Source organism: Streptomyces aurantiogriseus (assembly GCF_014649375.1).
Classification (GTDB): Bacteria; Actinomycetota; Actinomycetes; order Streptomycetales; family Streptomycetaceae; genus Streptomyces; species Streptomyces aurantiogriseus.
Genome location: NZ_BMSX01000024.1, coordinates 117,148 through 138,620, shown reverse-complemented (window position 1 = coordinate 138,620; position 21,473 = coordinate 117,148). Strand labels below are relative to the sequence as shown.

The following is a 21,473-nucleotide window of genomic DNA, read 5'->3' as shown; positions in this document are numbered from 1 at the left end:
GAAGGGCGGCTGGTGCGCGGCCCGAAGCGTGGGAGGCGAGGTGTGCCGACGTGCGGGGGTGTCCGTGCCCGCCCACCCTCCGGGGTGGGCGGGCACGGAGGGGCGTCAGTAGCCGACGAGCTCTTCGACCTGGGTCGGGTCCGTCACCGCGCCCGCCCACAGGCGGATGTCGGTGATGCGGCCGGGCAGGTGGTGGGCCCAGGCGCTGTCCGTGAAGCCCTTGCCGGCCGCGAACTCCCCGCTGCCCGCCGACGCGGTGTAGGCGAGGGGGTCGCCCTGCCGCGTGCTGCCGACGAACAGGGTGATCTCACGGGTGTGCGCGTTGTAGGCGCCGACCAGACCGACCTCGCTGTCCAGGACCGCGTCCTCGTCGCTGACGACGGAGGTGCCGGAGCCGTCGGCGGTGAGCCGGCCGAAGTGCCAGCGGGCCTTGGGGACCGTGCGGGTCACCGGGACGCCGTTGTCGTCGAGGACCGGATTGCCGTCGTCGTCCAGCACCGGCTCGCTCTCGGTGCCGGTCTTCTCCACCCACAGGCTCCACGAGGAGCCGGTCGCCGTGCGCTGGCCGAGGACCTGGGCGCGGTAGCCGTCCGGCTTGGCGCCGAGCGCCTTGGTGTCGACGTCGGCGAGGGTGGCGACGGTGAACGAGCCGGTGTCGGACACCGGCGACCGCGCTGCCGTCGCCGCGCCCGCGGTGCCGTCCAGCACGAGCGCCTCACCGTCGAGGGAGGCTCCCGAGGCCGACAGGGTCAGCGTGTTGCCGTAGCCGGAGGTGTCGGTCAGCGTGGTGCCGGTGGCGCCTTCCGGGGCGTACTGGGCGACGAGCTCGGCGTACGCCTTGCCGGCCGTGTCGGTCGGGTTGGCCTCACGGGCCATCGCCTCGGGCAGCTTGATGTCCTGCCAGACAGTGACCTCGTCCACCTCGCCCGGGAAGTGGTCGACGTAGCCACCCTTGTACTTGACCCGGCCGATCTGCAGCGGGCCCGTGGCCGACCAGTTGCCGGTGGTGAGGGTGTCGGTGCCCTGCGGCACGCCGTTGACGTACAGGGTGAGGGTCTTGGCGGTGGTGTCGACCACCGCCGCCAGATGCGTCCAGACCTTGGCCTGTGGGGCGTCCAGCGAGTTGACCCGCTGGTTGTCCAGGGAGGTGGTGGCCGCGTCGGCGTCCGCGAGCCGCAGGCACCAGCGGTTCACGGCGGAGCAGTAGCCCAGGAAGAAGGGGCTGTAGTAGGTGCCGTCCTGGCCGAGCACGGTCGACGTGGTGCTGGTGGAGTCCAGCCGCACCCACGCCGACACCGTGTACGACGCCTGCGTCTCCAGCACCTTCCCGGCGGTCGCCGCGTACGAGGTGCCGCCGACCTTGAGCGCCTTGTCCTCGCCGGTCACCCCGTTCTCGGTGACCACACCGCGCCGTCCGGTGTTCACCCGGGTCGCTCCGCTGAGCGTCGCGTCGTCGCGCAGGGAGGTGGTGGTGCCGGCCGAGACGTCGACGGCCGCGCCGGAGGCCTCGTTGAACGTCCACCGACCGACGGGACCGTCGCCCTCGTCGACCAGGAAGCGGACCTTGTTCTGTCCCGTCCGGCCCAGCGAGTCCTTGGCCATGACCTCCAGGGTGATCGTGCCCGAGTCGACCGGGGTGACGGTCTCGGTCACCGTCGCGCCCGACTTCCACGGCCGCCAGGCGGTGTCCGTGGACAGTTTGTAGGCGTAGGCGGTGTTCGTGTCCCCGGCGGACGGACCGAACGTCACCGTCCCCGCCTTGCCCGGGGCACCCGAGGGCGTGCAGGCGCCCGGCACGCACTCCTTGTACGTGGTGTTGAAGGTGACCGTCGGCGGCTTCGGCGCGCTGCTGTCCACGGTGAAGTAGCAGAACGGGCTCGCGGGTCCGCCCAGATCGCTGTTGCCGCTGTTGTAGTACGAGCGCGTCCACGAGCGGTAGCGGTACTGCTTGCCGTCCGTCAGGGGCGCGTCCCACGTCTTGTTCTGGTCGACGCCGTCCCCGGTGTAGCCGCTGGGGCTCATCGAGCCGGTGGAGGGCTCCTTCGCGTCGGACCAGGTGCCGTCGGTGTTCTTCACGTCCAGGTCGAAGTAGACGCGCAGGGAGGCCGAGGCCTCACCGCCGGCCACCGTCTGCGGGGTGGCGGCGAGGTTGGGGGTGGGGTCGGACCAGGTCGTCGGTGCCGTGGAGCTCTTGGAGCAGATCTGGTTGGTGCCGGTCTCCAGGCCGTACTCGGTGGGGACGGCGGGCTTGCCGACGTAGGTCACGTCGATGACGGCGTCGTCGTCGAACCGCTTCCAGGCGATCGGGTCCGACTCGTCCTTCGCCTTGAGCATCAGCGTGAGCGTCTTGAACTTGCCGTCGGCGAAGGCCCGCACCGTCGAGGTGAGGTTCTCGTCCGCCTCGTCGGGGTTGTCGTTGAACTCGATCGGCGCACGCGGCTGCGACGGGGAGCACGCGCTGCCCCGGCCCGCCGAGACGTACCGGTCGCCCATCTGGTCCCAGGAGTTGTCCGACTTCGGACCGCCGGGTCCCGGCCACTTCGACGACGAGGAGATGCCGTCGGTGCGCTCCAGGTCCACCCAGCGCGCGTCGCAGGAGAACGACCATGTCTCCGTGACCGCGAACGTCGCGTCCAGCACGTGCTTGCCCTTGAGCTTGCCCGGGGTGAACTCGAAGTACATGCGGTTGGTGTAGGCGCTGCCCGACGTGCAGTAGTAGCGCACACCGCCGATGACGGCCGAGCCGCAGCGGCCGACGCTCATGCCGTTGTCGCCGCCGGAGAAGTTGTAGAAGGAGTCGCCGTCCGAGGAGAGCACCGTGCGCTCGGACTCGTTCATCTCGACCGACGGGTCGATGTAGAGCGGCAGTTCGGCGCTGGTGGTGTCCGCGATCAGGCCGGCGTCCGGCGTGACCGTGACCTGGGTCGGTGTCACGTCCACGTCCATCACCGCCGCCTCGTCCCCGACGCCGGGGCCGGCGAGCGGGTCGCCCTCCTCGGCCGGTCCGGCGGGACGCTCCTCGGCCGGGGTGGCCGACGCCTTCGCCGCGGGGGGCTCCTCCGCGGTGGCCGCGGACGTGTCCTCCGGCGAGGCGGGCGCAGAAGTCTCCTCCGACGAGGCCACGGCCGGCGTCCCGTCCGCGGCGCTCCTGGCGAGCGGCCGGACCGCGAGGCCCTGCGCGCTCACGCCCTCGCCGTCCTCGGCCTGCCCGGCGGAGTTCCACATCCGGGCCGACGGCGAGCGGAACACGACCTGCCCGTTGCCGTCGACCGCCTCCATGCTCCCGGCCGCGCCCGCACGCACCCGGAGCCCCTCGACGTCCATCGAGTACTTCAGCGACGCCAGCGCCGGATCCTTCGCGGCCTGGAGCGTCTCCACCTCCAGCACCTGCCGGAAGCCCTCCACCGTCGCCGTGAGGATCAGGTTCACATCCGGGCGGACGTCCTCGTAGACCGCCCGTGTGCCCTCCAGGCGCGGCTCGGGCAGCTTCCCGGGCCAGCCCAGGGTGACCGACTGTCCGTCCTCGGCGATCGTCACCAGGTCCGTGCCGTCACCACCGCCGGAGAACGACAGACCCACCGCGGCCGCCTTCGGCCCGACCGACCCGTCCGCCCGCTTCACCAGCGTCGCGTCCGGCGCCGTCCAGCCGCCTCCGGGCTTTTCCACCCGCACCGGAACAATCGACTTCCGGAGCGTGAAGGTGTTTCCGTCCGGATTGGCGAAAACCGTCTCCCGTTCGGTGCGCTCACCGACCACCTCGACGCGCTCGCCGGAGGCGGCCGCCTGCTGCTGCGCCCGCTCCGACTCCGTCAGATCGGCGCTCTCTGCGGCAACCGCTGTCTGTGGCGCCAGCAAGGGGGTGAGCGACGGAACCGTCGCCACTACCGCAAGCGCTGTCAGCCAGGCTAAGCCGCCCCGGCGCCTTCCGATGCCTCTTCGGGCACCCCGTTCCCCGTCCCCCACGGACCCACCCCTCGCTCATGTGATCGACACAGGCGGGGCACATCCCACACGTGGCGGCAAACTGCAGTCAAGGGAAAAACAAAGGCCGGGAGAGCAAGGGGTTGGGAGTTCCCAAGGAATTCCCCAAATAAACCACGACTTGGCAAGGAATCGGCCCATACCCTTCACTGTGTTTCGCTGCGTTTCGCACCCGTTCGCGCAATTCCGCGAGGGGCACCACGACAGGGCCGTCCGCACCGCCGCCACCAGAGGCCTCGACAACCCTCGCACGTAACAGCACATAGCAGTGCAATCCACACACAATGCACAGTGGCGTGCAAATGAAGGAAGGTGAACGAGCCACTGAGGGAGGGCGGGCAGAATGGCCGCCATGACCACGGGTAACACCAGTCGCGCAGAGGCCAACCGCCGCCGCATCCTCGACGTGGCCCTCGCCGAGCTGCTGCGCGACCCCGACGCGTCCATGGACCAGATCGCCCGCGCGGCCGGCATCGTCCGCCGCACGGTGTACGGGCACTTCCCCAGCCGTGAGGCGCTGATCGGCACGCTGGTCGACGGGGCGGTGGAGGCGCTGGCGACGGCGCACGCGGCGGGCCGGGAGGGCGTCGCAGACCCGGCGGAGGCGGTGGCGCGCTCGGTGCTGGCGGTCTGGGAGATCGCCGACCGCTACCGGCTGCTGGTCGCGCTGGCCCAGCGCACGGTCACCATGCAGGGCATCCGGGAGCGGCTCACCCCGGTCCGCGAGAACAGCGTCCGCCTGCTCCAGCGCGGCCTGGACGAGGGCACCTTCGCCTCATCCCTCCCGGCACCGGCCCTGGCCCATGTCCACGAACAGATCCTGTTCGCCCTGATGGAGGCCGTGAACGACGGCCTGCTGAACGCACGGGAGGCGGGCCGCTCGGCCGCGGTCACGGTGCTGACCGCGGCGGGCGTGCCCGCCCATCTGGCCACCGCGCTGGTGGCGAGGGTGGACGGCTGCGCCATCCCCTGAACTCGATTGACGAGTACACGCCCACCCGCATACGTTCTGCGCCTGCCCTGATCATCTTTCAGGTGCGCCGATCGATCCCCGGGGGACGCAGTGAGCTGGTTCATCCTCGTACTCAAGAAGAGTCTGGTCTTCCGCGGGCGGGCCCGCCGCACGGAGTACTGGATGTTCACGCTGATCAGCTCGCTCATCTACATCGCGCTGCTGGTCGCGGACGAGTTCGTGGGCAACGAGGTGCTGTCCATCGGATTCACCGTCGCGATCCTGCTGCCGGCCCTCGCCGTCACGGTGCGCCGGCTGCACGACACGGACCGCTCCGGCTGGTGGTCCCTGATCGGGGTGGTTCCCTGCGTCGGCACCATCGTCATGCTGATCTTCACAGCCGCCGAGGGCACCCCCGGCCAGAACAAGTACGGGATGAACCCGAAGGAAAGCCACATGTTCACTGACGCCACCCCGTGAGCACGGCCACGCCCACGGGCAAAAGAGAACCGGGCGGCTGAGCAACGGGGGAGTACTCAGCCGCCCGGAGTCCGTGGGGCGGGTGCCGCCGGGGATCCGGCCGGATGCCCGGCCCCGGTTCAGGCGGGGCCGGACAGCCGGAGTGGGGATCCCCTTCTCAGGGGGTCAGGCCTTGGCGAGTTCCTTCTCGCCGCCCTCGCGCTGCTCGGGCAGTTCCGCCTCCGCCGCGGGAGCGGAGCCGTGGCCGTCGTCGAGCAGGGTCTTCTCGTCGAAGGGGGCCTGGCCGGCGAGCACCTGCTGGACGCGGTCCTTGTCGAGCTCCTTGGTCCAGGTGCCGATCAGGACGGTGGCGACGGCGTTGCCCGCGAAGTTGGTGAGGGCGCGGGCCTCGCTCATGAAGCGGTCGATGCCGACGATGAGGCCGATGCCGTCCACCAGGGCGGGCTTGTGCGACTGGAGGCCGCCGGCCAGGGTCGCGAGGCCGGCGCCGGTGACACCGGCAGCGCCCTTGGAGGCGACCAGCAGGAAGAGCAGCAGCGGGATCTGCTCGCCGACCGACATCGGCGTACCCATGGCGTCGGCGATGAACAGCGAGGCCATGGTCATGTAGATCATGGTGCCGTCGAGGTTGAAGGAGTAGCCGGTCGGGACGGTGATACCGACGACGGGCTTGCTGACACCGAGGTGCTCCATCTTCGCGATGAGGCGCGGCAGTGCGGACTCGGAGGAGGAGGTCGACAGGATCAGCAGGAACTCACGGCCCAGGTACTTGAAGAGCGTGAGGATGTTCATGCCCGCGACGATCCGCAGCAGCGCGGCGAGGACGATGAAGACGAACAGGAAGCAGGTGACGTAGAAGCCGAGCATCAGCACGGCCAGGCTCTTCAGCGCGTCGAGGCCCGCGGAGCCGGTGACCGCGGCGATGGCGCCGAAGGCACCGATCGGGGCGGCCCACATCACCATGGCGAGGATGCGGAAGACGAGGCGCTGGATGTGCTCGACACCGCGCAGGATCGGCTGCCCGGCCGGGCCCATGGCCTGCAGGGCGAAGCCGGCGAACAGCGCGACGAGCAGGGTCTGGAGCACCTCGCCGCCGGTGAAGGCGGAGACGATCGTGGTCGGGATGATGCCCAGCAGGAACTCGGTGGTGTCCTTGGCCTCCGCCGACACCTGCGCCTGGCCGGTCTCCTTGACCGCCTCGGTGACCGCGAGGCCGGTGCCCGGCTCGAGGATGTTGCCGACGACCAGGCCGATGCCCAGCGCCACCAGCGACATCACCGTGAAGTAGGCGAGGGCGATACCGCCCACGGCGCCGACCTTGGCGGCCTTCCGGACGGAACCGATCCCGAGCACGATCGTGCAGAAGATGATCGGCGAGATCATCATCTTGATCAGGTTCACGAAGCCGGTGCCGATGGGCTTCAGCTCGACCGCGAAGTCGGGTGCGATCAGGCCCACGGCGATGCCGATGGCGACCGCGACGATCACCGCGATGTACAGGTAGTGGGTGCGGTCCCGCTTGGCTGCGGGTGCGGCAGGTGCCGTATCGGGAGTGGGGCTGGCGGCCACGGCTGCCCTCCTTGACGTCTTCGTCGGCATCACCGGCGTGCGGCTCACGTCCGGGGGATTAAGGGGAATGCCGTGACTATCCCCCCGCACTGTGAGGGCGGTCACCCTTCCGTTCATTTAGTTCACGCTTATGGTCAGGGGCACACTGACGACATGCGCATCCCCGTCCCGAGACCTCGCAGCCTGGCCGGCCAGCTGTTCGCCATGCAGGCGGTGCTGATAGCGGTCGTCGTCGCCGGGTACGCGCTGTTCACGTACGTCAGCGACCGCGGCCAGGCCGAGGAGGCCGCGGCCCGCCAGGCCACCGCCGTGGCCCGCTCGGTCGCCGACTCCCCCTCCGTCCGCGAGGCGATCCGCACCCCGAACCCCACGGCCGAGCTCCAGCCGTACGCGATGCAGATCATGCACGACACCGAGGTCGACTTCGTCACGATCATGAACCCGGCCGGCATCCGCTGGACCCACCCCGACGTCGACGAGATCGGCAAGCACTTCCGGGGCAACACCGCACGGGCCCTGAAGGGCGAGACCTTCACCGAGACCTACACCGGCACCCTCGGCCCGTCCGTCCGCGCGGTCACTCCCATAGTGGACGGCCGGCGGATCGTCGGCCTGGTCAGCGCGGGCATCAAGGTCGAGGCGATCAGCAAGCGGGTCTCGGACCAGGTGACGGCCCTGTTCGGCGTCGCGGCCGGCGCCCTCGCCCTGGGCGCGGTCGGCACGTACGTCATCAACGCCCGCCTGCGCCGCCACACCCACGGCATGAACGCGGCCGAGCTCAGCCGGATGCACGACTACCACCAGGCGGCGCTGCACGCGGTCCGCGAGGGCCTGCTCATGCTGGACGGCCAGTACCGGGTGGCACTGGTCAACGACGGCGGCCGCGAGCTGCTGGGCGTCGGCGGGGACGTGGTCGGCCGGTCCGTGGCCGACCTCGGCCTGCCCGCCCCCCTGACGGGCGCCCTGCTGGCCTCGGAGCCGCGGGTCGACGAGGTGCACCTGACGGCCGACCGGGTCCTGGTGGTGAACACGTCGCCGGTGTCGGGCGGAGAACGCCGGGGCACGGTCGTCACCCTGCGAGACGTCACCGAACTCCAGTCCCTGATGGGCGAGTTGGACTCGGAGCGGGGCTTCACACAGGCGCTGCGCTCCCAGGCCCACGAAGCGGCGAACCGTCTGCACACGGTTGTCTCGCTGATCGAGCTGGGCCGCGCGGAGGAAGCGGTGGAGTTCGCGACCGCCGAACTGGAACTCGCCCAGGCCCTCACCGACCAGGTGGTGGCAGCCGTGAGCGAGCCGGTCCTGGCGGCCCTGCTCCTGGGCAAGACCGCGCAGGCGAACGAGCGGGGTGTGGAGCTGGTGGTCTCGGAGGACAGCAGCCTGGACGACGGCCTCCTCCCGGAGTCCCTGCCCGCCCGGGACCTGGTCACCATCCTCGGCAACCTCATCGACAACGCCGTGGACGCTGCGCAGGGGAGCGTGCGGGCGCGGGTGACCGTGAGGGCGTCCACGGACGGCTGCGGCGAAGGAGGTCCGGGCGGTGAGCTGGTGCTGCGGGTGGCCGACACGGGCACCGGAGTGGACCCCGCACACGCTTCCCAGGTCTTCGAACGAGGCTTCTCGACCAAGCCGGCGGGCCCCGGGGGGCGGGGTCTGGGCCTGGCCCTGGTACGACAGGCCGTACACCGCCACGAGGGCACGCTGTCGGTGGCGGAGGCCGAGGGGGGCGGGGCGGAGTTCACGGTGCGGCTGCCGTTGCGGACGACGGCTGCTGCCGCGCCGGTGTCGGGAGGCAAGAGATGACGGGCGGTACAGGCGATACCGGCGGTACGGGCATGTCCGGCGGTGAGCCGATCCGCGTGCTGGTGGTCGAGGACGACCCCGTGGCCGCCGACGCGCATGTCATGTACGTCGGACGGGTGCCGGGGTTCGTTGCGGTCGGCAAGGCGCACACCGGCGCGGAGGCACGGCGCCTGCTCGACCGTACGCCGGTGGATCTGCTGCTGCTGGACCTGCACCTGCCGGACGGGCACGGGCTGCAACTGGCGCGGTCACTGCGGGCGGCGGGCTATCACGCGGACGTGATCGCGGTGACGTCGGCGCGGGATCTGACGGTGGTGCGGGAGGGGGTCTCGCTGGGGGTCGTGCAGTACGTGCTGAAACCGTTCACCTTCGCGACGCTCCGGGACCGGCTGGTGCGGTACGCGGAGTTCCGGGGGGCGGCCGGGGAGGCGAGCGGCCAGGACGAGGTCGACCGGGCGCTGGCCGCGTTGCGGGCGCCGGGGCCCGCGGCGCTGCCGAAGGGGTTGAGCGGGCCGACGCTGGAGCGGGTGACGGGGGCTGTGCGGGAGGCGGAGGAGGGGCTTACCGCTGCGGGGGTGGCCGAGGCGGTGGGGATTTCCCGGATCACGGCTCGGCGGTATCTGGAGCATCTGGTGGAGGCGGGGAGGGCGGAGCGGAAGCCGTTGTACGGGCAGGTGGGGAGGCCGGAGCTGGTTTACCGGTGGGTGCCGGCGGGGCGGTGAGGGATTCGGCTGCGGCTCGGGCTTCGGCTGCTTTCGTCGTACCGGCTCATGCCCCGCTTCCACCTCCACCCCCGAACGGCACCGCATACCGCACGACATACACCCCCAACCCCACCACAGCCCCCGCCTCCACGACGGACACCGCCAGCAACCCCGCCGACACCTGTCCCCCACCCCAGTACACGACCAGCGCACTCAACGGCACGACACAGAACGCCAGCAGATCCACCACGCACTGCACGAGCTTCCGGGAGAACCGGCGGGCGTCATCGCGATGAAAGGACTCCCACCGGAACGCCTCCGCGGTGCCCGCCCCGGCGAGTTCGGCGAGCCGAGGCCCCAACTCCCCCCGCACATACCGCCCGATCGCCGAGATCTTCTCGTCGTTGACGAGATAGGTCCACCCCAGCACGACACACACCGGCGGCAACGCCAGCAGCATCTCCGTCCGCTTGGCCTGGGCCGCGGCGGCGATGACGGCCGCGACGACGGCCAGCGTCACGTACAGCAGATTGTCCCGGAACCCGATCCGCGCCTTCTGCTCGTCCTTGACGCTCTGGTACTCCGCGAGCAGCAACTGCCCGACGGTGACGTCCTGTTCGGCCACGGCAAATGCCCCTTCCCCCGATGAGCCTGGCAGTACCTTAAAGGGGTGCCGGAGACCTACCCCACCGTTGTGGTCCTCACCGCCCTGCCCGTCGAGTACGACGCCGTGCGCGCCCACATCGAGGTGCTCGACGACGACGAAATCGTCCTCGGTGACGGAACACGCCTCGAACGGGGCCGTCTGCCCGGCACACCCTGGACCGTGGCGATCGCCGAGCTGGGCGAGGGCGCACTGACGGCCGCCGCGCTCACCACCCGTATCGTCTCCGAACTCCACCCCGAGGCGCTGCTGTTCGTGGGCGTCGCGGGCGGCCTCAAGGACGACCTGGAGATCGGCGACGTCGTCGTCGGTACGAAGGTGTACGCGATCCACGGCGGCAAGGAGGCGGCCGACGGTTTCCTCGCCCGCCCCGAGGCCTGGCACGGCTCGCACCGGCTCCTCCAGGCGGCCCGTTCGGCGCTGCGGGGCCTGGACGGCGTGCGGGGGCACCGCAAACCCCTCGCCTGCGGGGACGTCGTCCTCGCCGACGAGCGCTCCGCGCTGCGGGGGCGTATCCAGCGGACGTACAACGACGCGTACGCCATCGAGATGGAGGGCTCGGGAGCGTCCCACGCGGCGCATCTGAGCGGGCAGCTGGACGCCCTCGTCATCCGGGGCATCAGCGACCTCGCCGACGCGCAGAAGGCGGACGCCGACGCCGGCGGCTCCCAGGAACTCGCCGCCGCGCAGGCCGCGAAGGTCGCGGTGGCCGTCCTGCGCAAGCACCGACCGCGTGTGCCGGCGTCCGTCTCCTCCGACACCGAGGAGGGCCCCCGGTACGGCGGCGACCACATCGACTTCCGGGGCAGCACCTTCAACGGCACCGTCATAGGAAAGATCGCCGGGCGACCGTAGGCCCACGGTCCGCGGCCGGTCCCCCGAGCCGCGGCCGCGCGCGCCACCGACCCGTCCCCTCGGCCTGACCGGCCGGTGACCACCGGACCGCCTGCTCACCCGACTCGCCCCCGCCATGGACGACACCGACGCCCTGCCCGTCCCCGCACCCCCGTGGAGCGTTGATGACCTCGCTGTTCCTCAGTCACAGCAGCCGTGACCGGAAGCATGCCGCCCAGGTCCGCGAACGGCTGCGAGCCAAGGGTTACCAGGCGCTCTTCCTGGATTTCGACCCGTCGGACGGCATCCCGGCGGGCAGCAACTGGGAGCGTGAGCTGTACGGCCAGCTCCGCAGAACCGATGGCGTCGTCTTTCTGGCCAGCAGCGCCTCGATCGCCTCCCGGTGGTGCTTCGCCGAGATCAGCCTGGCGCGCCTGCTCGGGTACCCGGTCTTCGCGGTGCGGGTGGAGGACGGGGCCGGGCTGGATCTGCTCAAAGATGTGCAGTGGGTGGACCTGGCCGAGGGCGACACCGCCTTCGCCCGCTTGTTCAGGGGGCTGCGCCGTGCCGGGCTGGACCCCGCCGACGGGTTCGCCTGGGATCCGACGCGTTCGCCGTATCCGGGGCTCGCATCCTTCGACCAGCAGGACGCGGCCGTCTTCTTCGGGCGCAAGGACGAGATCAACGAGCTGATGAAGCACCTGCGGACACGGCTGGACGCCCCCTCGGGTCGCTTCGTGGGCATCGTCGGTCCGTCCGGGAGCGGGAAGTCGTCACTGCTGCGTGCCGGTCTACTGCCACGCCTGGGGCGGGAACCCCACCGGGATCGGTGGGTGGTGCTGCCGGCGCTGCTGCCGGGTCGGGACCCGGTCGGGAACCTGGCGGCCGGCCTTGCGTCGGCATACCTGGCGGTCGTCGGTCTGGAACGCCGGCCGGCGGATGTCGCCCGGGAGCTGGCCGATGGTCCGCAGGCCCTGGTCGAGATGGCGCGTGAACTCGGCGAGGCGGACGGCGGGCGCCGCAACGTGCTCGTCGTCATCGACCAGGCCGAGGAACTGGTGACTCGCTGCGGCCCCCAGCAGCAGCAGGAGTTCCTCTCCCTGCTCCGCGGCGCCCTGCACGCGGACAGCCCGCTGTGGGTCGTCGCCACCTTGCGCCCGGAGTACCTCAGCAGCGATCCGGACCGGGCCGGGCTTGCCGAAGCGATCAGACACCCGATGCTTCTGGAGCCGCTCAGCCGGGCGCGGCTGCCCGAGGTCATCCAGCGGCCTGCCAAGCGGGCCGGTCTCGACATCGACCAGGACCTGATCGGACGCATGGTGGAGGACACGACCGGGGGCGACGCCCTGCCGCTGCTCGCCTTCACCCTCCGTCGGCTGTACCAGGTCGCGCGCCGCGAAGGCAGGATGACCATCCAGCAGTACAAGGACATGGGCGGCGTGGTGGGCGCCCTGCGAGGGCTGGCCGACGAGGTCAGGGACGATCTCGAACGGCAGGGGTACGGAGACCTCGTCCTGCCCACGTTGCTGAACCTCACCAACATCGACGAGTCCGGCGAGCCGACCCGTCGGCGCATCCCCTACGCAACACTGAGCACCGACGAACGGGTCGTCGTGCAGGCGTTCACCCATGCTCGCCTGCTGACCACCAAGGAATCCCGGGCCGACGTCACGGTCGAGGTGGCGCACGAGGCGCTCCTGCGGCAGTGGCCGCCACTGCAGCAGGCGATCAAGGACGCCCATCAGGATCTCCGGGTGCGGTCGGACCTCGAGCGACTGGCCAACGACTGGGAGCAGGGCGACCACGACGAGTCGTACCTGCTGCGCGGCGGCCGGCTCCAGGCCGTCGAGGACTGGGCCGACCGGCACCCCGGAGAACTCGGTGGTGAGGACAGCCGCGAGGTTCGCTTCCTGCGGGCCAGTCAGGCGTTGGCTCACAACGAACTCCGGATGGCGCGAGAGCGGCAACGCGTCGCCACCGGACGCAGCCTTCTGTACCAGGCGGAGTCCCTGCGCGACCATCAGGCGGGGTTGTCCCTGCTGCTGGGCATCGCGGCGATGAGCGTGAACCCGAGCCCCGAGGCCCGGCGCAGCCTCATCACGACGCTGCTCGGCAACCATTACCTGGCAACGGTGACCGGCCACGACTCCGAGGTGTCGGCGGTGGCGTTCAGCCCGGACGGCCGCACGATGGTCACCGGTGGCCTCGAACCGTCCGCCGTCCTCTGGGACGTCAGCGATCCCGCCCATCCGCGTCAGCTGTCGAGAATCGACGCCCACACCGGGACTCTGTGGGCGCTGCTGTTCAGTCCGGACGGGAGCACCCTCGTCACCGCCGGCCCGGACTCCATGATCATGCTGTGGGACGTCACCGACCTCGCGAACCCCCGTCACCTGTCGACCGAGCGCGACGACCCCCGGTGGATCAGTTCGGCGGCGTTCAGCCGCGACGGCCGTGTCCTCCTGACCGGCGTCTGGGACAACACGGGCGGCCGTGGCGACAAGGCGATCGTGTGGGACGTGTCGGACAGGTCCCGACCTCGACGGTTGGCCACGTTGACCGGATCCGGCGGACGGACCGGGCCGGTGCGGGCCGTCGCACTCAGCCCGGACGGGCGCACGGCGTTCACCGGGAACGACGACTCCACGGTCATCGCGTGGGACATCACCGATCCGGGCCACCACCGTGTGCGGGCCGTCCTCGACGGCCATGCCAACTCCGTCTGGGCCATGGCCGTCAGTCCCGACGGTGCGACGCTGGTCACCGCGGGAGCCGATCAGACCGCCATCCTCTGGGACGTCTCCGACCCGTCCCGCCCGGAGCGCCTGTCGTCGCTGAACGGGCACAGCGGCACGGTCAGAGCCGCGGCCTTCAGCCCGGACGGCCGCTGCGTGGCGACCGGAAGCTGGGATCACACCGCCATGCTGTGGGACATCGGGGACCGGTCCCGGCCGGTGCGACGGGAAACCCTGGGCGGGCACAGCCAGGCCGTCTTCGCGCTGGCGTTCAACCCCGACCGGTCCACGGTCGCCACGGCGAGCAGCGACCACACCACCGTCGTCTGGAACACCGCCCTCGCCGCCCATCCGAGCCGGCTGGCGGAGCTCACCGGTCATGACGGCGACGTACCCGGTCTGGCCTTCAGCCCGGACGGCGGGATCCTCGCCAGTGCCGGCGTGGACCACACGGCCAGGCTGTGGGACGTCGCGGACCCCGCCCGCCCCCGGCATCTCTCGACCCTCAGCGGCCACCACGACACCGTGTTCACGCTGGCGTTCAGCCCCGACGCGACGCTCCTGGCCACCGGCAGCACCGACTCCACGGCGATCCTGTGGGACGTCTCCGACTCGGCCCGTCCCCGCAAGCTCTCCACCCTGGCGACCCACCATCGCGGGGTTGCCTCGGTCAGCTTCTCGCCCGACGGAAGGACCGTCGCGACAGGCAACGACGACGCCACCGCGACCCTCTGGGACATCGCCGACCCGGCCGATCCGCGGCGCCTCGCCACCCTGAGGGGTCACCAGTGGCCCGTGCGCGGTGTGCCCTTCAGCCCGGACGGACACGTCATGGTCACCGGCAGCACCGACACCACCACGATCGTGTGGGACGTCTCCGACCGGGCCGTTCCCCGGCGGCTCGCCACCCTGACCGACGACAACTCGGTCTACGCCGCCAGGTTCAGCCCGCGCGGCACCACGCTGGCCCTCGCGGAGGAGGGACGGAAGACCACGCTGTGGGACCTGTCCGACCCGCACCGGCCCGAGCGGCTGGTCACCGTGCAGGGCCACGCCAGCTCCGTGTACACGGCGGGCTTCAGCTCCGACGGGAGTCTCCTCGCCACCGGCGGTTACGACAAGACGGTGATTGTGTGGGACATCACCGAACCACGCAGTCCACGAGAGCTGGTGACACTGGCCGGCCACCCGCAGGTGGTCGGAGCGGCGGTCTTCAGCCCGACCCGGCCCGTCCTCGCCGTCGCCGCAGGCAGCACCCCGGTCCTGTGGGACGTCTCCCGGCTCGCCGGCATCGTGTCGCGACCGGTGGAGGTCGCGCGCACGATCACGGGGCGCGGTCTCACCGAGCAGGAATGGGGTCGATACGCTCCGGATCTGCCCTATCAACGCACCTGGTGACGCGCATCGGCGCGGCGGCAAGGCCCAAGCCGCCCGCCGGCGGGCCTCCATCCGAAGAACCCGCCCCCGACAGCGGGACGTGAGGAAGCTAGAAGACCGACTCCGCCTCGTCCATCCGGTCCTTGGACACCGTCTTCAGCTCGGTCACCGCCTCCGCCAACGGCACCATCTTGATGTCGGTCCCCCGCAGCGCGGTCATGTTCCCGAACTCGCCCCGATGCGCCGCCTCCACCGCGTGCCAGCCGAAGCGCGTCGCGAGGACACGGTCGTACGCGGTCGGCGTACCGCCACGCTGGACGTGGCCGAGGATGACCGGCCGGGCCTCCTTGCCGAGCCGCTTCTCCAGCTCGTACGCAAGCGCCGTGCCGATGCCCTGGAAGCGCTCGTGGCCGAACTTGTCGATCTCGCCCTTGCCGTAGTCCATGGAGCCGTCGGCGGGGTGGGCGCCTTCGGCCACGCAGATCACCGCGAACTTCTTGCCGCGGGCGAACCGCTCCTCGACCATCTTCACCAGGTCGGCCGGGTCGAAGGGCCGCTCGGGCAGGCAGATGCCGTGAGCACCCGCCGCCATCCCGGACTCCAGCGCGATCCAGCCGGCGTGCCGGCCCATGACCTCGACGACCATCACCCGCTGATGCGACTCGGCCGTCGTCTTCAGACGGTCCATCGCCTCCGTGGCGACACCGACCGCGGTGTCGAAGCCGAACGTCCGGTCCGTGGACGAGATGTCGTTGTCGATCGTCTTCGGAACGCCGACCACCGGCAGCCCGGCGTCGGACAGCATCCGCGCCGCCGTCAGCGTGCCCTCGCCGCCGATCGGGATCAGCGCGTCGATGCCGAACTCGTGGATCATGTCGGAGGCGTTCTCGCAGGCCTCACGGAGGCGGTCCCGCTCCAGCCGCGACGAGCCGAGGATGGTGCCGCCGCGGGCCAGGATGCCGCTCACGGCGTTCAGGTCGAGCGCACGGTAGCGGCCGTCGAGGAGACCGGCGTAACCATCCTCGAAGCCGATGACCTCGTCGCCGTAGTTGTCGACCGCGCGGTGCACGACCGACCGGATCACTGCGTTCAGCCCGGGGCAGTCGCCACCTGCGGTGAGAACTCCGATGCGCATCGTGCTGTGTCTCCTGCTCGCTGTTGATACCGGTGAGCCGCCTCCGATTCTTCCATGCCGTCCAGGGCACTGTCTCTTGACGGGCGCCTTATCCAGACGCAGGGGTATTGTCAAGAGGGTTCTGCTCACCTCGGTGGGCGATTTTTGTGCACAGCGGGCCCGAACGGGCAACCCCATGGGTAACCCCACGGGCAGCCGACAAACAGAACGGCGCACGACGCACGACGAACCACCACTCACGAATCACGAACGACGAGACGGAACGGAGAGCACGCGTGACGCGCAGCGTGTACGTGACCGGGATCGACCGCGGCGACGGCCGCCAGGTCGTCGAGCTGGGGGTCATGGAGCTCCTGACGCGGCAGGTCGACCGGGTGGGCGTCTTCCGCCCCCTCGTCCACGACGGGCCCGACCGCCTGTTCGAACTGCTGCGGGCCCGTTACCGGCTGGCCCAGGACCCGGCCACCGTCTACGGCATGGACTACCACGAGGCGTCCGCCCTCCAGGCGGAGCAGGGCGCGGACGAGCTGGTCTCCACCCTCGTCGACCGGTTCCACCGCGTCGCCCGCGACTACGACGTCGTCCTCGTGCTGGGCACCGACTACGCCGACACCCAGTTCCCGGACGAGCTGTCGCTGAACGCGCGGCTCGCGAACGAGTTCGGCGCCTCCCTGATCGCCGTCGTGGGCGGCCGCAAGCAGACCACGGAGTCCGTGCTCGCCGAGACCCGCAACGCCTACCGGGCCTATGAGGGGCTGGGGTGCGACGTCATCGCCATGGTCGCCAACCGGGTCGCCCGGGAGGACCGGGAGCGGATAGCCGAGCAGCTCGCCTCCCGGCTGCCGGTGCCCTGCTACGTCCTGCCCGACGAGCCCGCCCTCTCCGCGCCGACGGTCGCGCAGGTCAGCCACACGCTGGGGGCGAAGGTGCTGCTCGGCGACGACTCGGGGCTGGCCCGTGACGCCCTCGGCTTCGTCTTCGGCGGCGCGATGCTGCCGAACTTCCTGAACGCGCTGACCCCGGGCTGTCTGGTCGTCACGCCGGGCGACCGCGCCGACCTGGTCGTCGGCTCGCTCGCCGCGCACAGCGCCGGCACCCCGCCGATAGCCGGCGTCCTGCTGACCCTGAACGAGGTGCCGGGCGAGGACATCCTCACCCTCGCCGCCCGTCTCGCCCCCGGCACCCCCGTCCTGTCGGTGTCCGGCAACAGCTTCCCCACGGCCGAGCAGCTGCTCTCCCTGGAGGGCAAGCTGAACGCGGCCACCCCGCGCAAGGCGGAGACCGCGCTCGGCCTCTTCGAGCGGCACGTCGACACCGCCGACCTGCTCAGCCGGGTCTCCGCGCCCAGCAGTGACCGTGTGACGCCGATGATGTTCGAGCACAAGCTGCTGGAGCAGGCCCGCTCCGACAGGCGCCGCGTCGTCCTCCCCGAGGGGACGGAGGAGCGGGTGCTCCACGCCGCCGAGGTGCTGCTGCGCCGTGGCGTCTGCGACCTCACCCTCCTCGGCCCCGTGGACCAGATCCGCAAGAAGGCCGCCGACCTCGGCATCGACCTCGCCGACGCCCAGCTGATCGACCCGGCCACCAGCGAGCTGCGTGACTCCTTCGCCGAGCTGTACGCCGGGTTCCGCGCCCACAAGGGCGTGACCGTCGAGCTGGCGTACGACGTGGTCTCCGACGTGAACTACTTCGGCACGCTGATGGTGCAGGAGGGGCTCGCCGACGGCATGGTCTCCGGTTCCGTGCACTCCACGGCCGCGACCATCCGGCCGGCCTTCGAGATCATCAAGACCAAGCCGGACGCCGACATCGTCTCGTCCGTCTTCTTCATGTGCCTCGCCGACAAGGTCCTCGTCTACGGCGACTGCGCCGTGAACCCCGACCCGAACGCCGAGCAGCTCGCCGACATCGCCATCCAGTCGGCCGCGACCGCCGCCCGGTTCGGCGTGGAGCCGCGGATCGCGATGCTGTCGTACTCCACGGGTACGTCCGGGTCGGGCGCCGACGTCGACAAGGTGCGCGAGGCGACCGAGCTGGTGCGCTCGCGCCGGCCCGATCTGAAGATCGAGGGGCCCATCCAGTACGACGCCGCCGTGGAGCCGTCCGTCGCGGCGACCAAGCTGCCGGGGTCCGAAGTCGCGGGCCAGGCCAGCGTGTTGATCTTCCCGGACCTCAACACCGGCAACAACACGTACAAGGCCGTACAGCGTTCGGCCGGCGCGATCGCCGTCGGCCCGGTGCTGCAGGGTCTGCGCAAGCCGGTCAACGACCTGTCCCGGGGCGCCCTCGTCCAGGACATCGTCAACACCGTCGCCATCACGGCGATCCAGGCCCAGACCCCGACCCAGTCCCCCAGCGAAAAGGCGTCCCAGCAGTGAGCGGCACTCGCGTCCTCGTCCTCAACTCCGGCTCCTCGTCGGTGAAGTACCAGCTGCTCGACATGAGCGACAGCAGCCGGCTGGCCGTGGGGCTCGTCGAGCGCATCGGCGAGCAGTCCTCCCGGCTCAGGCACACGCCCCTCGCGACCGAGAAGGGCGCCGGCGAGTCGCGTGAGTGGACCGGGCCGATCGCCGATCACGACGCCGCGCTGAAGGCCGTGGCGGAGGAGCTGGCCAAGGACGGGCTCGGCCTCGACTCACCCGAGCTGGCCGCGATCGGGCACCGGGTGGTGCACGGCGGGAAGCACTTCACCGAGCCGACCGTCATCGACGACGCCGTGCTCGCCGAGATCGAGCGGCTGATCCCGGTGGCCCCGCTGCACAACCCGGCCAACCTGACCGGGATCCGTACGGCCCAGGCGCTGCGGCCCGACCTGCCCCAGGTCGCCGTGTTCGACACCGCGTTCCACACGACGATGCCGGAGCCGGCCGCCCGCTACGCGATCGACGTGCGGACGGCCGACGAGCACCGCATCCGGCGCTACGGCTTCCACGGCACCTCGCACGCCTACGTCTCCCGCGCGACGGCGAAGCTGCTGGGCAAGGCCCCCGAGGAGGTGAACGTCATCGTGCTGCACCTCGGCAACGGGGCGTCCGCGTCGGCGGTGCGCGGGGGCCGGTGTGTGGACACGTCCATGGGACTCACCCCGCTCGAAGGCCTCGTCATGGGTACCCGGTCCGGAGACACCGATCCGGCCGTCATCTTCCATTTGGCGCGTGTTGGCGGAATGTCCATCGACGAAATCGACACTCTTCTCAACAAGAAGAGCGGGCTGATCGGCCTGTGCGGCGACAACGACATGCGGGAGATCCGGCGGCGGATCGACGAGGGCGACGAACAGGCGAAGCTCGCCTTCGACATCTACATTCACCGGTTGAAGAAGTACATCGGCGCCTATTACGCCGTGCTCGGCCGGGTGGACGCGGTGGCGTTCACGGCCGGCGTCGGGGAGAACGCGGCGCCGGTGCGCGAGGCGGCCGTCGCGGGCCTGGAGACCCTGGGCCTGGCGGTGGACGCCGGGCTGAACGCCGTACGGAGTGACGAGCCGCGGCTGATCTCGCCCGCGGACGCGCGGGTGAAGGTCGCCGTGGTGCCGACGGACGAGGAGTTGGAGATCGCCACGCAGACCTACGCACTGGTGGCGCGGTATCGAAATGCGGCTCCGCCGCGTGGCAACTGAGCAGGAAAGCAACTGAGCACCGGCCGCCTCATTTGTATCTTCCACCAGACGGAATATTCCGGAGCGAAACAAACCGATAGGATCGCCCCATGCGCCGTTCGAAAATCGTCTGTACTCTCGGCCCTGCGGTCGACTCCCACGAAATGCTGGTGTCGCTGATCGAGGCCGGCATGAACGTGGCCCGGTTCAACTTCAGCCACGGCACGCACGCCGAGCACCAGGGCCGGTACGACCGTGTCCGGGCCGCCGCCAAGGAGACCGGCCGGGCCATAGGTGTCCTCGCCGACCTCCAGGGCCCCAAGATCCGTCTCGAGACCTTCGCCGAGGGGCCGGTCGAGCTGGTGCGCGGTGACGAGTTCACCATCACCACCGAGGACGTGCCCGGCGACAGGACGATCTGCGGCACCACCTACAAGGGCCTGCCCGGCGACGTCGATCGCGGCGACCAGATCCTGATCAACGACGGCAACGTCGAGCTGAAGGTCCTGGACGTCGAGGGCCCGCGGGTGAGGACGATCGTCATCGAGGGCGGCGTCATCTCCGACCACAAGGGCATCAACCTGCCCGGCGCGGCCGTCAACGTGCCCGCGCTGAGCGAGAAGGACATCGAGGACCTGCGGTTCGCGCTGCGCATGGGCGCCGACCTGGTCGCGCTGTCCTTCGTCCGGGACGCCAAGGACGTCGCCGACGTCCACCGGGTCATGGACGAGGAGGGCCGCCGCGTCCCCGTCATCGCCAAGGTGGAGAAGCCGCAGGCGGTGGAGAACATGGAGGACGTCGTGATGGCGTTCGACGGTGTGATGGTCGCCCGTGGCGACCTGGCCGTCGAGTACCCGCTCGAGAAGGTCCCCATGGTGCAGAAGCGCCTGATCGAGCTGTGCCGGCGCAACGCCAAGCCGGTGATCGTGGCGACCCAGATGATGGAGTCGATGATCACCAACTCCCGTCCGACCCGCGCCGAGGCCTCCGACGTGGCCAACGCGATCCTGGACGGCGCCGACGCGGTCATGCTGTCCGCCGAGTCGAGCGTGGGCGCGTACCCGATCGAGACCGTGAAGACGATGTCGAAGATCGTCGCCGCGGCCGAGACGGAGCTGCTGAGCAAGGGTCTTCAGCCGCTGGTCCCGGGCAAGAAGCCGCGCACGCAGGGCGGTTCGGTCGCGCGTGCCGCGTGTGAGATCGCGGACTTCCTGGGCGGCCGGGGTCTGGTGGCCTTCACCCAGTCCGGCGACACCGCCCGCCGGCTGTCCCGCTACCGCGCGGCCCAGCCGATCATCGCGTTCACCACGGACGAGGGCACCCGCAACCAGCTGGCGCTCAGCTGGGGCGTCGAGTCGCACGTCGTGCCGTTCGTGAACAGCACCGACGAGATGGTCGACCTGGTGGACCAGGAGATCACCCGGCTCAACCGCTTCGAGCCGGGCGAGATCGTCATCATCACCGCCGGCTCGCCGCCCGGCGTCCCCGGCACCACCAACATGGTCCGCGTCCACCACCTGGGCGAGGGCAGCCGCAACTGAGGCTCCGGAAGCCTCCGTACGGCGCTGAGGGCGCCCCCTGTGAAGGGGGCGCCCTCAGCTGTGTGCGGCTCCCGAACGGGCCTGTGGGGCCTTGCCCGGT

General features: G+C 70.6%; 13 protein-coding genes. 9 read left to right on the top strand and 4 right to left on the bottom strand.

Annotated elements, in window-relative coordinates; all coding sequences use genetic code 11:
- Positions 1-105 precede the first annotated feature (105 nt).
- Positions 106-3,855, bottom strand: a complete 3,750-nt coding sequence (locus IE263_RS38380) for a LamG-like jellyroll fold domain-containing protein (RefSeq protein ID WP_229911391.1) — start codon at positions 3,853-3,855, stop codon at positions 106-108.
- Positions 3,856-4,324: 469 nt separating this feature from the next.
- Here IE263_RS38380 and IE263_RS38375 point away from each other — a divergent pair, with 469 nt between their 5' ends.
- Both IE263_RS38375 and IE263_RS38370 read left to right on the top strand, forming a co-directional pair.
- A complete protein-coding gene (locus IE263_RS38375) occupies positions 4,325-4,954 on the top strand; it encodes a TetR/AcrR family transcriptional regulator (RefSeq protein ID WP_189942711.1) in 630 nt (209 codons plus the stop codon).
- Positions 4,955-5,044: 90 nt separating this feature from the next.
- Positions 5,045-5,413, top strand: coding sequence for a DUF805 domain-containing protein (locus tag IE263_RS38370; RefSeq protein ID WP_189942710.1), 369 nt, complete (start codon positions 5,045-5,047; stop codon positions 5,411-5,413).
- Positions 5,414-5,578: 165 nt separating this feature from the next.
- Here the strand turns inward: IE263_RS38370 and IE263_RS38365 are convergent, their stop codons facing one another.
- Positions 5,579-7,012 (bottom strand): cation:dicarboxylate symporter family transporter, encoded by a 1,434-nt coding sequence (locus IE263_RS38365; protein ID WP_189942731.1) that lies wholly within the window; start codon positions 7,010-7,012, stop codon positions 5,579-5,581.
- 123 nt (positions 7,013-7,135) lie between these two features.
- Between IE263_RS38365 and IE263_RS38360 the strand changes: the two genes are divergently transcribed.
- A complete protein-coding gene (locus IE263_RS38360; protein ID WP_189942709.1) occupies positions 7,136-8,785 on the top strand; it encodes a sensor histidine kinase in 1,650 nt (549 codons plus the stop codon).
- 32 nt (positions 8,786-8,817) lie between these two features.
- Positions 8,818-9,507, top strand: coding sequence for a response regulator (locus tag IE263_RS38355; RefSeq protein ID WP_189942730.1), 690 nt, complete (start codon positions 8,818-8,820; stop codon positions 9,505-9,507).
- 46 nt (positions 9,508-9,553) lie between these two features.
- Here the strand turns inward: IE263_RS38355 and IE263_RS38350 are convergent, their stop codons facing one another.
- The gene (locus IE263_RS38350; RefSeq protein WP_189942708.1) at positions 9,554-10,114 is read right to left on the bottom strand and encodes a hypothetical protein; all 561 of its coding nucleotides are present in this window, start codon (positions 10,112-10,114) and stop codon (positions 9,554-9,556) included.
- A gap of 45 nt (positions 10,115-10,159) precedes the next feature.
- Between IE263_RS38350 and IE263_RS38345 the strand changes: the two genes are divergently transcribed.
- Together IE263_RS38345 and IE263_RS38340 are read left to right on the top strand one after the other, a co-directional pair.
- Positions 10,160-11,008 carry a 5'-methylthioadenosine/S-adenosylhomocysteine nucleosidase gene (locus IE263_RS38345; protein ID WP_189942707.1) on the top strand — a complete coding sequence of 283 codons (849 nt, stop codon included), beginning with the start codon at positions 10,160-10,162 and terminating at the stop codon, positions 11,006-11,008.
- A 164-nt stretch (positions 11,009-11,172) separates the two neighbouring features.
- Positions 11,173-15,120, top strand: coding sequence for an nSTAND1 domain-containing NTPase (locus IE263_RS38340; RefSeq protein ID WP_189942706.1), 3,948 nt, complete (start codon positions 11,173-11,175; stop codon positions 15,118-15,120).
- An 88-nt stretch (positions 15,121-15,208) separates the two neighbouring features.
- Here the strand turns inward: IE263_RS38340 and IE263_RS38335 are convergent, their stop codons facing one another.
- The gene (locus IE263_RS38335; protein WP_189942705.1) at positions 15,209-16,234 is read right to left on the bottom strand and encodes an ATP-dependent 6-phosphofructokinase; all 1,026 of its coding nucleotides are present in this window, start codon (positions 16,232-16,234) and stop codon (positions 15,209-15,211) included.
- A 275-nt stretch (positions 16,235-16,509) separates the two neighbouring features.
- Here IE263_RS38335 and pta point away from each other — a divergent pair, with 275 nt between their 5' ends.
- From pta to pyk, 3 genes are all read left to right on the top strand, one after another.
- Positions 16,510-18,612: a phosphate acetyltransferase gene (gene pta / locus IE263_RS38330; protein ID WP_189942704.1), complete on the top strand. Its 2,103-nt coding sequence runs from the start codon at positions 16,510-16,512 to the stop codon at positions 18,610-18,612.
- Positions 18,609-19,853: an acetate kinase gene (locus IE263_RS38325; RefSeq protein ID WP_189942703.1), complete on the top strand. Its 1,245-nt coding sequence runs from the start codon at positions 18,609-18,611 to the stop codon at positions 19,851-19,853. The genes pta and IE263_RS38325 overlap by 4 nt, the downstream gene beginning before the upstream one ends.
- An 89-nt stretch (positions 19,854-19,942) precedes the next feature.
- Positions 19,943-21,373 (top strand): pyruvate kinase, encoded by a 1,431-nt coding sequence (gene pyk, locus IE263_RS38320; protein ID WP_189942702.1) that lies wholly within the window; start codon positions 19,943-19,945, stop codon positions 21,371-21,373.
- The last annotated feature ends 100 nt before the right edge of the window (positions 21,374-21,473 follow it).

Excerpts from the sequence above, each read along its gene's own strand:
- IE263_RS38375 (WP_189942711.1), top strand. The coding sequence starts at position 4,325 with ATGGCCGCCATGACCACGGGTAACACCAGTCGCGCAGAGGCCAACCGC.
- IE263_RS38365 (WP_189942731.1), bottom strand. The coding sequence starts at position 7,012 with ATGCCGACGAAGACGTCAAGGAGGGCAGCCGTGGCCGCCAGCCCCACT.
- IE263_RS38360 (WP_189942709.1), top strand. The coding sequence starts at position 7,136 with ATGCGCATCCCCGTCCCGAGACCTCGCAGCCTGGCCGGCCAGCTGTTC.
- IE263_RS38355 (WP_189942730.1), top strand. The coding sequence starts at position 8,818 with ATGTCCGGCGGTGAGCCGATCCGCGTGCTGGTGGTCGAGGACGACCCC.
- IE263_RS38340 (WP_189942706.1), top strand. The coding sequence starts at position 11,173 with ATGACCTCGCTGTTCCTCAGTCACAGCAGCCGTGACCGGAAGCATGCC.
- IE263_RS38335 (WP_189942705.1), bottom strand. The coding sequence starts at position 16,234 with ATGCGCATCGGAGTTCTCACCGCAGGTGGCGACTGCCCCGGGCTGAAC.
- pyk (WP_189942702.1), top strand. The coding sequence starts at position 19,943 with ATGCGCCGTTCGAAAATCGTCTGTACTCTCGGCCCTGCGGTCGACTCC.